9 protein-coding genes are annotated in these 12,122 nt (G+C 72.7%); 4 read left to right on the top strand and 5 right to left on the bottom strand.

Translation table 11 applies throughout. From position 1 onward, the window contains the following. Window positions 1-5: 5 nt before the first annotated feature. Window positions 6-2,444 (bottom strand): RICIN domain-containing protein, encoded by a 2,439-nt coding sequence (locus ABT095_RS27870; protein WP_350532282.1) that lies wholly within the window; start codon window positions 2,442-2,444, stop codon window positions 6-8. Window positions 2,445-2,708: 264 nt separating this feature from the next. On the opposite strand from ABT095_RS27870, the gene ABT095_RS27865 reads away from it, so the two are divergent. Together ABT095_RS27865 and ABT095_RS27860 are read left to right on the top strand one after the other, a co-directional pair. Then, entirely contained in the window at window positions 2,709-5,132 is a 2,424-nt protein-coding gene (locus ABT095_RS27865; protein ID WP_350532281.1) for a ricin-type beta-trefoil lectin domain protein, read from the top strand. Between the two features lie 201 nt (window positions 5,133-5,333). After that, entirely contained in the window at window positions 5,334-6,110 is a 777-nt protein-coding gene (locus ABT095_RS27860; RefSeq protein WP_350532280.1) for an HAD family acid phosphatase, read from the top strand. On the opposite strand, the gene ABT095_RS27855 is transcribed toward ABT095_RS27860, so the two are convergent. The 3 genes from ABT095_RS27855 to ABT095_RS27845 are packed head-to-tail and all read right to left on the bottom strand — an operon-like array spanning window position 6,098 to window position 8,242. Further along, a complete protein-coding gene (locus tag ABT095_RS27855) occupies window positions 6,098-6,718 on the bottom strand; it encodes a hypothetical protein (RefSeq protein WP_350532279.1) in 621 nt (206 codons plus the stop codon). The two genes, ABT095_RS27860 and ABT095_RS27855, sit on opposite strands and share 13 nt — an antisense overlap. Before the next feature lie 10 nt (window positions 6,719-6,728). Beyond that, on the bottom strand, window positions 6,729-7,793 hold the full coding sequence (locus ABT095_RS27850) for a helix-turn-helix transcriptional regulator (RefSeq protein WP_350532278.1): 1,065 nt from the start codon (window positions 7,791-7,793) through the stop codon (window positions 6,729-6,731). Between the two features lie 35 nt (window positions 7,794-7,828). Then, on the bottom strand, window positions 7,829-8,242 hold the full coding sequence (locus ABT095_RS27845) for an ester cyclase (RefSeq protein WP_350532277.1): 414 nt from the start codon (window positions 8,240-8,242) through the stop codon (window positions 7,829-7,831). 166 nt (window positions 8,243-8,408) lie between these two features. Here ABT095_RS27845 and ABT095_RS27840 point away from each other — a divergent pair, with 166 nt between their 5' ends. After that, window positions 8,409-9,611 carry a glycoside hydrolase family 3 N-terminal domain-containing protein gene (locus ABT095_RS27840; RefSeq protein ID WP_350532276.1) on the top strand — a complete coding sequence of 401 codons (1,203 nt, stop codon included), beginning with the start codon at window positions 8,409-8,411 and terminating at the stop codon, window positions 9,609-9,611. A 48-nt stretch (window positions 9,612-9,659) separates the two neighbouring features. Further along, complete coding sequence (locus ABT095_RS27835) at window positions 9,660-10,583, top strand: phosphotransferase family protein (RefSeq protein WP_350532275.1); 924 nt, start codon at window positions 9,660-9,662, stop codon at window positions 10,581-10,583. A gap of 27 nt (window positions 10,584-10,610) precedes the next feature. Here ABT095_RS27835 and ABT095_RS27830 read toward each other — a convergent pair whose 3' ends face one another. Next, window positions 10,611-11,930 carry a lanthionine synthetase LanC family protein gene (locus ABT095_RS27830; RefSeq protein WP_350532274.1) on the bottom strand — a complete coding sequence of 440 codons (1,320 nt, stop codon included), beginning with the start codon at window positions 11,928-11,930 and terminating at the stop codon, window positions 10,611-10,613. Window positions 11,931-12,122: the final 192 nt, after the last annotated feature.

The following is a 12,122-nucleotide window of genomic DNA, read 5'->3' as shown; positions in this document are numbered from 1 at the left end:
CACGCTCAGACGGTGGTCCACTGCTGGTTGGGCTTGTCGCTGCCGCAGGTCCACTGGACGACCGGCGCCCCGGCGGTCCGCGAGCTGCCGGAGACGTCCAGGCACAGGCCGCTGTTCACGGACACCAGCTGGTGGGCGCTGCTCCCGGGCACCGGGGCCATCCGCCACTGCTGGTTGGCCTTGCCACTGCCGCAGGCCCACTGGATGACCTGGACGCCCGTGCTGGCGGAGGCCCCGGGGACGTCCAGGCACTTTCCGCTGTTGGCCGCGACCAACTGGTAGGTGTCGGCGGCGACCGGCACCAGCTGCCACTGCTGGTTGGCCTTGCCACTGCCGCAGGTCCACTGGTCGATCAGGGCGTTGTCGGCGGTGGAGGCACCGGTGACGTCCAGGCACATCCCGCTGTTCACGCTGACCAGGCTGCCCACGGCCGGGCCGGCCAGCGGGGTGACGGTGAGGTTGGCGAAGTCGGCGTTCTGGAATCCGCCGACGCCGAGGCCGAGCTGCCCGGCCAGGTGGCTGTAGTCCGTCACCGAGGCGACCTGCACGTGGTCGACCGAGGCGGTGATCGACGGCCCCTGCATGGCCAGCGTCAGGTTGTGCCGGCTGCCCGCACCGGCACCGGAGTAGCTGCCGGTGGCCAGGGTGGTGTCGGCGCCGGAGCTGTTCTCCGTGTACAGGGTCCAGGTGCCGGCGGTGGTGATCTGGAAGTGGTAGGCGGAGTGGTCGTGGTCGATGTGGTCCAGGCGCCCCAACAACTCTGCCGAGCCGGCCTGTTCCAGCACCACGTCCACGGCGGCCTGGTAGCTGGTCCAGTTCGGGTCGCCGAACAGGGTGAGCGGGGTGTAGCCCATGTCGGTGTGCCACGGGATCGGCGCGGTCGTGAGGACCTGGCGCAGACAGTTCGCCGTGCCGACGGCGGCCGGGCAGGGGGCGGTCTCGAACGCGCCGGCCCAGTCGTGGAAGTACGGTCCGGCCGCGCCGGTGCGCGCGTTCGTGAGGTCGGCCGTGTACGGCAGCGGGAAGGCCGCCGCGGCGGGCGGTACGGCACTGCCCTTGGCCTGGCCGGTGGTGGTGGTGACCGTGTAGAGGTAGCCCGGCTGCAGGGTGAGCGAGTAGGCGCCGCCCTGCGGGGTGACGTCCTGGGTGTGCGTGAACCACCGGCTCGGGTCGGCCGAGGCCATGTCGGTCGCCCAGACGTGCAAGGTACCGGTGGACAGGCCACCCGCCACCTTGAAGTTCACCGTGGTCGCCGCCGGAGCGTCCGTGGTCTCGATGACGGTGCTGTAGTCCTGGCCGGACTTGAGGGTGACGTAACTCCCGCTGTGCGCGTCACCGTTGACACCGGCACCGGCCAGGTAGCCGCTGCCGCCGTCCAGGTACTGCCAGCCGGGCTTGGCGAACTGCGTGGTGTGGGCCATCGCCCAGATGTCCTGGCCGACGGAGTAGGAGCCCGACCACGGCTGATCCGCCCGCATCAGGCCCGCGTCGTAGTACGGCAGGTGGGCGGGCCAGGAACTGACCAGCGCCCACTTGAGGTTGGCGGTGATCCGCGCGTCCACGTACTCACGGTTCATGTTCCGGGCCAGTGCCGTCGGATTCGACCCGTAGCTGTCGTTGTCGTCCTCGGACTGCCACAGGGGCTTGCCCAGGCCGAGGGCGGTGCCGTTGCCGGGGCAACCGGTGTACACGGGGGTGGAGTGCCAGCAGACACCGTGCGCGCCCACCACGGCGACGGCCTTGTTGAACGCCTGGTCGGTGGCGAGGTCGGTGGCGGCCGACCAGTTCGGGTCGTCGGTGTCGGCCGCCACCAGCTTGGTGCCGGTGTGGCCGCTCGCGTCCAGGGCGGTGCGCAGGTTCTCGAACCAGCCCTTGTCGTAACCGATCTCGTTCCAGCCGCCGAGGTAGCCGACGCTGAGACCGTGCCCTTGGGCGCAGCCGAGCCAGTTGGTCAGGTAGGTGATGTTGTCCTGGGACCACATGCCGCCGTTGAACCAGCCCGGCCCGGCCCACTCCAGTCCGTAGAAGGTGATCGCGGGGTTGCGCAGCTGGGCCTGTTCCATCAGCCACCACTCGTAGCCGCGGTTGCAGTCGAGGTCGGTGCGGCTGCGCATGTGGCTCGGCTCGGGCCCGTCGCTGGAGTTGGCGTCGGCGCCGATCTCCACCTTCAGGATCTGCAGGTTGGCGCCGTACCCCGGTCTGAACAGGTAGTCCAGGATCTGCGAACGCTGCGGTTCGGGGTAGTCGACCAGCAGGCGGGAGGTCGCACCGCCACCGCTGATCGCTCCCATACCGTCGAAGATCCGACCGGCCGAGGTGCCGTCGAGCGTCACCGTCTGGGTGGCGGCGACGGCGGACGAGGGCAGGACCAGGGTCGCGAAGGCGAGCCCGAGACCCGCCACGACAGTGGCCGCACGGCGCAGGGGATTGGGTCGACATCTCATCGGGCCTCCGGGCAATGTGAACAGACTTGACCAAATGTCACCACTCTTCAACGTGGCGCCTCACAGGAAACCGGCGGTTCATCTCGCCGTCAAGAGCGCGAAACGCGCGGATCACGAAGCATGCCACCTAAGAAAATCCATGTAATTGACTAGGTATCGCCCCGTGCCCGCATTGACCACCGGCCTGCCGCCACCTACCTTTCGACTCCGATCGCATCTGTTGAGTTATGAGCGATCTGGCCTCGAATGAAAGGCATCCCCCCAATGCACCGGCCTCTCCGGACGGCGGCGGCAGCCGCCGTCCTCCTCCTGTTCGGCTCCCTCACCACCGCTCCCGCCGCCATCGCCGCGCCCCCCACGACGGTGTCCACTCCGATCACCGTGGACGGCCACTCCGCCGGCCGCGTCTTCGACGGTGTGGGCGCCGCGAGCGGCGGCGGCGGCAACTCCCGCCTGCTGATCGACTACCCCGAGCCCCAGCGCAGCCAGTTGCTCGACTACCTCTTCAAGCCCGGCTACGGCGCAGGCCTGCAGTCGCTGAAGATCGAGATCGGCGGTGACACCAACTCCACCGACGGCGCCGAGCCCAGCTACCAGCACACCAAGGGCACGGTGGACTGCGGCCAGGGCTACGAGTGGTGGCTGGCCGAGCAGGCCAAGGCCCGCAACCCCGACATCAAGCTCTACGGCCTCGCCTGGGGCGCGCCCGGCTGGATCGGGGTGAACGACCCCGCCAACCCCTCGCCCGGGAAGCCGTACTTCTGGTCCCAGGACATGATCGACTACCTGGTGGGCTGGTTCGGCTGCGCCGCTCAGCACAACCTGCCGGTCGACTACATCGGCGGCTGGAACGAGCGCGAGTACGACGCCGCCTGGTACAAGAAGTTCAAGGCCGCACTGGTCGCGAGCGGCCACGCCGCCACCAAGGTGGTCGGGGCGGACAGCTACGACTGGGGCCTCGCCTCGGCGATGGCCGCCGACCCGCAGCTGAACGCCGCGATCGACATCGTCGGCATGCACTACCCCTGCGGCTACCTGGGCGCGATGTCCACCTGCAACAGCACCCCGGCCGCCCAGGCCCTCGGCAAGCCCATCTGGGCCAGCGAGAGCGGCTCGCAGGACTACAACTCCGGTGCCCCGGCGGTCGCGCGGGCGGTCAACCGCGACTACATCGACGGCCGGATGACCTCCTTCATGAACTGGCCGGTCATCGCCGCCCTCTACCAGAACCTGTACTTCTCCACCGACGGCCTCTCCCTCGCCGCACAGCCCTGGTCGGGCAACTACTCGATCGGCCAGACCACCTGGGCCACCGCGCACACCACCCAGTTCACCAAGCCCGGCTGGCAGTACCTCGACTCCGGCAGCGGCTACCTCGGCGGGAACCGGGCCAACGGCAGCTACGTCTCGCTCAAGTCCCCGACCGGCGGCGACTACTCCACCGTCATCGAGACCATGGACGCCACCGCCGCCCAGACCGCCACCTTCACGGTGACCGGCGGCCTGCCGACCGGCCAGGTGCACGTGTGGTCCTCCGACCTGGCCACCCCCGACCAGTCCGACGACTTCGTCCACCAGCAGGACCTCACCCCGGCAGGCGGCTCGTACACGCTGACCCTGCAGCCCGGCCACCTCTACACGGTGAGCACCACCACCGGCCAGGGCAAGGGCACCGCCACCTCCCCGGCCGCCGCGCCGCTCCCCCTGCCGTACGCGGACAGCTTCGACACCCCGGCCGCGTCCACCTCACCGAAGTACTTCGCCGACATGAACGGCGCCTTCCGGACGGTGAGTTGCGCCGGCGGCCACTCCGGCACCTGCCTGCGCCAGATGGCCCCGAGCGCCCCGGTCAACTGGACCGACGAGGCGAACAAGGCGCCCTACACCATCATGGGCGACAGCAGCTGGGTCAACTACACCGTCACCGCCGACACCCTGTTCGAGCAGCCCGGTGCCACCGAGGTGCTCGGCCGGGTCAACCAGCAGGGCCGCAACGACAACGGGCTCAACGCCTACCATCTGCGGCTCAGTGACACCGGTGCGTGGTCGATCCTCAAGAGCGACCTGAGCTGGAACTTCACCACCCTCGCGGCCGGCACCGTCACCGCTCCGGGCCTGAACACCTGGCACCGCCTCGCGCTCACCATGCAGGGCTCTACCCTGACCGCCGCGATCGACGGGCAGAGCGTCGGCGCCGTCACCGACCACAGCTTCACCTCCGGCATGGCCGGCCTCGCCCTGACGGGCTACCGGACCCAGCAGTTCGACAACCTCGCCCTCACCCCGGGCACCGGCACCGGCTCCTTCACCGGCCCGGTCGCCTCCGGCGTCACCGGCAAGTGCCTCGACGCCTTCGGCGGCTCGAAGGCCGACGGCACCAAGGCGATCATCTGGAGCTGCGACAGCAACGACGCGGCCCAGACCTGGACCTGGGACAACGGGCAGCTGAAGTTCGGCGGCACCTGCCTGGACGTGACCGGCGCGGCGACCGCAAACAGCACCCTGGTCGACCTGTGGACCTGCAACGGGGGCGCCAACCAGCAGTGGACCCCGCAGGCCGACGGCTCCTTCAAGGGCGTCCAGTCCGGCCGCTGCCTGGACGACCCGGCCGCCAGCACCACCGACGGCACCCAGCTGATCATCTGGGACTGCAACGGCGCGGCCAACCAGCGCTGGACCCTGCCGTAAGCCCCCCGGTGGCCCTCGACCGGGCCGAGGGCCACCATCTCCCCGCACCCCGCGTAGACACCCCGCGTAGACATCACGCGTAGAGCCCCTTGACCAGGCACTCAGCCCGGCTCTAGGTTCTTGCCGCATCATGCGCGCCGGGACTGCGGAGGAGGCGACCCTCGCCCTCCCCACCCGGCTGATCGAGGGGGAAGTACCCGCATGCTCGACAAGAGCCGTTCGAAGTCCGTGGCCCTGCTGGCGATCGGCGTCCTCGCCGGTGGCGCCTTCGCGGGTGGCGGGCTGGCGATCGCCGACGCCAAGGCGCCGCGCACGGACCGCCAGATCACCAACATGACCAACGAGGTCGCCAACATCAAGGCGTACTACGGCGACACCGTGGACGCCCAGGGCGAGCACTGGCCGTCGGCGGACAGCAACTACGCCAAGCAGGTCGCCGACATCGAGAAGGACGCCAAGCGCTTCCTCGCCGACAAGGCCCGCAACACCCGCGGCCCGAAGAAGGCCATCGTGCTGGACGTGGACGACACCTCGCTGTCGACCTACAACTACGAGCTGGAGACGACCTTCGTCTACAACCCGGCCAGCAACTCGCAGTACATCGCCACCAAGAACATGCCGGCCGTCTTCGGCATGAACGACCTGGCGACCTGGGCCCAGCAGCAGGGCTACACGGTGTTCTTCATCACCGGCCGCCCGGAGGCACAGCGTTCCGACACCGCCCGCAACCTGGCCGCCGTCGGCTACCCGTCGGCCGACCAGGAGCACCTCTTCCTGAAGAACAAGGCCAACCCGCCGGCCTACCTGGCCTGCGGCTCGACCTGCACCACCATCGAGTACAAGTCCGGCACCCGCGCGCACATCGAGTCGCTCGGCTACCGCATCGTCGCCGACTTCGGCGACCAGCAGAGCGACCTGACCGGTGGTCACACCGAGCGCACCTACAAGATCCCGAACCCGATGTACTACATCCCCTGATCCCGGTCGTGACCCCGGTCGTCCCCGACCGGGGTCACCTCCCGGACCTCCTGCAGCAGCCCCCAGGTGAAGTCCGCCGTGCACGGGCGCACCCGCCCGTCCTCCCCCGCCGCCGCGAAGTCCAGCTGGAAGCGGTTCGGCGCGCTCCCCTCCCTCGGCACGGCGGGCGCGAACGCGGCGCCCACGTCGTCCACCACGCAGCTCCACGGCAGCAGATCGGCGAGCGTCCGCAGAGCCGGCGCCCCGGCCGCCCGGACCAGCCACTCGTTCAGCACCGGCGCACCGAACTCGGCCGGGCCGAGCAGCACCTCGAAGCGGAGCTCCGGCCAGAGCGGCAGCTCCCACTGCCACGCGGTGCAGCCGAGATCACCGACCTGCCGCGCCACCGCCGCCTCCGGCGCGCCGAGCACCGCCCGGTGCCGCGCCCCGCCCCGCGGGAAGCCGGGCGCCCGCACCATCGCCTGCCAGCGCCGGTTAGCCTCCCGCATCCCCGCCCGGTCCTTCCCGAGCCGCCGCACGGCGTCCTCCACCAGGCCGGGCTGGAAGTCGGCCATCCGCCGCAGCAGTACGAGCTGGAACTCCGTCACCCCGAAGCCGTTGATCGCCATGCCCAGGAGGCTACGCGCCGCCGCGGTCCGCGAGGACGAGCGCGACCAGCTCCCGGCGGCTGCGGACGCCGAGCCGGTCGAAGACGGCGGTGAGGTGCTCCTGCACGGTGTTGGCCGAGATGCACAGCTCGGCGGTGATCTCCCGGGTCGAGCGGCCGCGCAGCACCAGGGTGGCGACCCTGCTCTGGGCCGGGCTCAGCCCGTAGGCGAGCAGCAGCAGCGAGGAGCGCTGCGCGGGCGGCGCGGGCTCCACGATCACCGCCGTCTGCGGCGCGGGCGGCCCGGTGAGCCGGGTGGCCCGGACGGTCCACCACCCGCCGTGGCGGTCCCGCACCCGCGCCACCGGCGGTGACGCCTGCTCCAGCTGGTCCAGCCGGGCGGCCACCGCACAGACGGCGTACGGGAGCTCACCGCCGGGCGGGAAGCCGGCCGGGTCGAGACGGGCGAGCCAGTCGCGGGCCTCCACGCTCGCCGAGCGGAGCTCCGGTCCGGGGTCGAGCACCAGGACCCCGGGGGCCGGGGCACCAGGCTCCGAGGCGGGGCCGGTCAGCCCGAGGGCGACAGCCTGCCGCAGGCCCTCGGCGAGGTGCGGGGCGAGGGCCCGCAGCACGGCGAGGTCCTGCTCCCCGAAGCCGGCGGCCGCCGGCTCCCGGTGCAGGCACAGCACGCCCCAGCAGCTCCCGCCGTGCCGCAGCGCCACCCGGAGCTCGTCGCCGAGCCCGAGCGGCGCCATGATCTCCCGGGAGCGGGGGCTGGCCGCGAGGTCGCCGCGCGTCGCCCGGCCCAGGGTGGCGACGGGATCGTCCGCGTCCGCCAGTTCGGCGAACTTGTTGACGTCCGCCCGGCCGTACTCGTTCTCCAGGAACCGCGCCGTCTCACCCGCCAGCGGCTCGTCCGCCGCGGCCCAGGTGAACAGCAGCGAGGCGGGGTCGACGGCGGCGAAGAACACCGCCTCCGCGGGGACCAGCCGGCGCAGCCTCGGCAGCACGTCCGCACGCAGCGCGGCCGGACCGAGCCCGGCGTAACAGCGGGCGACAAGTCCGGCCGTCCGGCGATCGGTCACTGACATCGCCATGGCTCCGACGCTACTCCTGGTCCGAAACACACGCCTCAGGCCAGCCCCAGCTGGCGCAGCAGGCCGTACTCGTCCAGGCGGCCCCAGCGCTCGACGATCCGGCCGTCCCGGAGCCGGAAGATGTTGATCCCGGGGAGCCTGAGCGGCCGCCCGGTGGGGGCGACGCCGAGCAGCTCGCCCTGGTGGGTGCCGCTGGCCGTGAAGTGCTCGACCACCAGGTCGCCCTCGGCGACGAGCAGGTCCTGGTCGCTGTGCCAGTCCGGGCAGGCGGCCCGGAACAGCGCCCCGGCCCGGCGCATCCCCTCCCGGTCGGCACCGGCCCCGAACGGCGGGTCGTTGTTGACGAAGTCCTCGGCCAGGTATGTGTCCACGGCCCCCAGGTCGCCCTGGCTGAAGAGCGCGTCGATGAATGCGGTGACGGTCTGCTTGTTCTGCTCGATGGTGTCCATACCGGCAGTCTCCGACCGTGCCGGAGCGGCCGGTACCCCAGAAGTCTGGGGTTTCCCGACGCCGCCCAACAGGTGAATCCGGCCGGCCGCCGGGCCCGGCGGAGCCGGTACGACCCGCCGGTGTGGGTACATGTCCTGTCGGGGGTCGTGACTGGGGAGGCGGGCAATGCGAGCGGCCACACGTCTGCTGACCGCCGGGCTCGTCCTGCTCGCCGCCGCCTGCTCCACCGGCGCCCCGGCGCCCTCCGGCCAACCCCTCCCGGCTCCGACCGTGACCACCACCCCGCCGCCGTCCCCCGCTCCGTCCCCCACTCCGACCCCGCCGCCCACCCCGGCCTTCACCGACCGCCAGCTCGCCGGCCAGCGGGTCATCTACTCCTACTCGGGCGACACCCCGCCGGCCTCCCTGCTCGACGACATCCGGGCCGGCCAGGCCGCCGGAGTGATCTTCTTCGGCCCGAACACCGCCGACCCCGAGCGGTTCGCGGCCGCCGTCGCCCAGCTGCGCGCAGCCCAGCAGGAGAGCCCGGTCCGGCTCCCGCTCCTGCTGATGACGGATCAGGAGGGCGGCCTGGTCCGCCGCCTGCCCGGCGCGCCCGCACTCTCGGCCCGGCAGACCGGTGAGGCCGAGGACCCCGTCGCCGCTGCCCGCGAGGCCGGCACCGAGGCCGGGCAGAACCTCGCCGCCCACGGCCTGAACGTCAACCTCGCCCCCGTCCTGGACGTCTACGACCGGCCCGGCAACTTCATCGACCGCCCCGAGCGCTCGTACGGCCGCGACCCGGCCCAGGTCGCCGCCCTGGGCGGGGCGTTCGTCACCGCCCAGCAGGCCACCGGCGTCGCCGCCACCGCCAAACACTTCCCCGGCCTCGGCACCGCCCCCGCCGGCCGCAACACCGACACCGGCGAGGTGACCCTGGACGCCTCCGCCGCCCGCCTCGCCACCGTGGACGAGGCCCCCTACCCGGCGGCGATCGCGGCCGGCGTCAAGCTCGTCATGGTCAGCTGGGCCGTCTACCCCGCCCTCGACCCGGACCGCCCGGCCGGCCTCTCCCCCCGGATCGTCCGCGACGAACTCCGCCACCACCTCGGCTTCCAGGGCGTCACCATCACCGACGCCCTGGAAGCCGGAGCCCTCAGCCCCACCTCCCGGCCCACCCCCTCGCCCGACCCCACCGAAACCGCCACCCACGCCGTATCGGCCGCCCTCGCCGGGATGGACCTCCTCCTCTGCTCCGCCCAGACCCCCGCCCAGGCCGAGACCGCCACCACCGCCCTCACCACCGCCCTCACCACCGGCCACCTGGACCGCCCGGACTTCCTGGCAGCCGTGGCCCGCGTCAACGCCCTCCGCTCCACCCTGAATTGACCTGCCGAGCCGCAGAAAGTCCGGCCGGACAGGCCTTAGCATGCGGGGGTGAACCTCTCACAGCTCGGCGAGCCGATCCGGCCGATGGTCCGTGTCCACGGCGGGTTCGCCAACCGGATGTACCGCCTCGACACCGACCAAGGGTCGTTCGCGGTCAAGGAGTTGAACCTGGCCGACCGCCGCACGCCGTACCGCGCCGGGGACGTGCTCCGGTTCGAGCGGGCGGCCTTCGCCGCCGGCGTGCCGATGCCGGAGCCGGTCTCGGCCGAGGGCGGCACGCTCGTGCACCGGTGGGTCGACGGGGAGAAGGTGCCCGAGGCGCCGGTGTCGGCGGCGTTCGCGTTCGAGACCGGCGAGATCCTCGCGCGCATCCACGCGCTCGACGTCCCGTGGCCCGAGGAGCCGGCCGAGGGGCCGACGCCGCGGGACTGGCCCGAGCTGGCCGCTCGGGCGGTGGCGACCGGGCAGCCGTGGGCCGACGAACTCGCCTCCCGCGTCGAGGCGTTCCTCGCGATCGCCCGCTTCGTCGACACCTGCGAACGGCCGGGGCCCGTCGTGCTGAGCCACGGGGACATCCAGCCGTGGAACCTGCTGGCCCGGGCGGGCCGGCCGGTGGTGCTCGACTGGGAGCTCTCGGGGCCGCTCGACCTGTCGGGCGAGCTCGGCTCGACGGCGCTGAGCCTCGCCAAGGGGCCCGGCTTCGACGGCATCGACCCGGCCGTCTTCCGCTCCGTTCTCGACGGCTACACCGCGGCGGGCGGCGTGCTGCCGCCGTCCGGCCCGAGCTGGTTCGGGTCCATGACCGGCGGCTGGCTGGGGCACACCAGGTGGAACCTCCTGCGCTGCCTCGCCGGGGTCGAGGCGAGCACCGGCCCCGGCCTCGCGCTCTCGCACGAGGCCGTCCGCAACGGCCTGCGCGGCCTCCCCGAGCTGCTCGGCCGGCTCCCGGAGCTCGAGGCGCTGCTCCCGTAGCGGCGGGGCCAGAGGCCCCCGCCTCGGTCAGGCGGTGCGGAGCCGGTCCGGCACGGCCCACCACTGGTCGGGCCGGTCCACCACCGGGGCGGTCAGGCCCTCGCCGCGGACCCGGGCCAGCCGCAGCAGGTACGCCGCGATCCCGGCGGCCCCCTGCATCCAGCCGGTGCCGGGCGGCAGCAGCGGCGGGTCCTGACGGTGCTCCAGGAACTGCCAGCGCGCGCCCGAACCGTCCCGGACGGCCCGCTCGACCAGGGCGTCACCCATCGTGTGCGCCCCGCGCAGAAGCGTTTCGGCGTACGCCTGGTCCGCGCTGTCCTGGGCGGCGTCGAGCAGGATGTCCCCGACCCCCGCCGTGCCGCAGCACCGCCCGTCGTTGTCCCAGAAGCCGGGCCGCAGCCGCTCCGGGAGCCCGGAGGTGAGCACCGAGTGCAGGCAACGGCGGCGCAGCTCGGCGACGCCGACCCCGGAGACCTCGCCGACCCCCGCCCGGGCGAGGGCGGAGAAGAGGTGGGAGGTCCCGGCGGGGCCGTGGCACCAGGTGTAGGTCAGCGGCTCCACGTCGCGGGTGGACGGCGGGATGGTGTGCGGCACGACGAACCCGCCGTCGGCCAGGGAGCCGACGGTCAGCAGGTGCTGGGCGCCCTGCACGGCGGCGGCGACGAAGTCGGGGCGGCCGAAGGCCGCTCCGGTCACGGCCAGCGCGGCCGCGACCCCGGCGGTGCCGTGCGCGTAGTTCGGGCTCCGGGAGGGGGCCTTGGGGAAGATGCCCCAGTCCAGCCCGGCCTCGGTGCGGTCGGCGGAGCGCAGCAGCGACTCGCCGCCGGTCACCGCGATCGCCTCGGCGTGCTCGCCGCCGGCCCAGACCGCCGCCAGCATCACCCCGGCGGTGCCCACGATCAGGTCGAGCAGCGGCCCCCGGTAGCCCGGTTCGATCTCGAGCGTGGTGTCCCAGCCCTCCGGGGTCGCCAGCTCCGCGAGCCGCGCCAGCGCGGCCTGCTCGGCGCCGGGCGCGAGCAGGCGCAGCGCCGTGGCGTCCCCGGCCAGTCCGTCGCAGAGGGATGGTTCGACGCGGCTCGCCACCTGGCGGGAGAGCCGGGCCACGATCGCGTCCGCGAGGGCCTGCTCCTCCTGGGACAGCGGACGGTACCGGGCGATCTCGGCCAGCACGGGGGCCAGCCCGCCGATCCCGGCGTACACGCTGTCGCGGTCCTCGGCGGGCCCCTCCCGCCAGCGGTCCTCGGTCACCTTGTCGGGCAGCCAGGGGCCGTCGTCCTCGCGAAGCTGTCCGAGCACCCAGGCCCAGGCGGCTTCCCCCGTCTCACGGTACACATCAGTCACCGGCATCGCGCCAGGCTACTACCGTCCGCTCGCGGCCTGGTGCGCAAGGGCGGAAAGCGGCGTAACCGGCATGGGCGCTGGGCAGCCTGGCAACCCGTCGGAGCTTCGACGGCGAGCCGTCCGACCACCTGACGAGAGGACCTCCCTCCGCCTCGGCCGCTCCGCCGGCGCCGCTCCAGCCACCGCAGCCCTGCCCCT

Origin of the sequence: Kitasatospora sp. NPDC002227 (assembly GCF_040296285.1) — a bacterium.
In the GTDB taxonomy this organism is placed as follows: Bacteria; Actinomycetota; Actinomycetes; order Streptomycetales; family Streptomycetaceae; genus Kitasatospora.
The sequence above is the reverse complement of the archived record's forward strand: the minus strand, read 5'-3'. Positions and strand labels throughout refer to the sequence as shown.

Bases quoted from the DNA above. Each gene is read 5' to 3' on its own strand.
- ABT095_RS27840 (WP_350532276.1), top strand. From the start codon at position 8,409: ATGCGAGCGGCCACACGTCTGCTGACCGCCGGGCTCGTCCTGCTCGCC.
- ABT095_RS27850 (WP_350532278.1), bottom strand. From the start codon at position 7,793: ATGGCGATGTCAGTGACCGATCGCCGGACGGCCGGACTTGTCGCCCGC.
- ABT095_RS27865 (WP_350532281.1), top strand. From the start codon at position 2,709: ATGCACCGGCCTCTCCGGACGGCGGCGGCAGCCGCCGTCCTCCTCCTG.
- ABT095_RS27830 (WP_350532274.1), bottom strand. From the start codon at position 11,930: ATGCCGGTGACTGATGTGTACCGTGAGACGGGGGAAGCCGCCTGGGCC.
- ABT095_RS27855 (WP_350532279.1), bottom strand. From the start codon at position 6,718: ATGGCGATCAACGGCTTCGGGGTGACGGAGTTCCAGCTCGTACTGCTG.
- ABT095_RS27860 (WP_350532280.1), top strand. From the start codon at position 5,334: ATGCTCGACAAGAGCCGTTCGAAGTCCGTGGCCCTGCTGGCGATCGGC.
- ABT095_RS27845 (WP_350532277.1), bottom strand. From the start codon at position 8,242: ATGGACACCATCGAGCAGAACAAGCAGACCGTCACCGCATTCATCGAC.
- ABT095_RS27870 (WP_350532282.1), bottom strand. From the start codon at position 2,444: ATGAGATGTCGACCCAATCCCCTGCGCCGTGCGGCCACTGTCGTGGCG.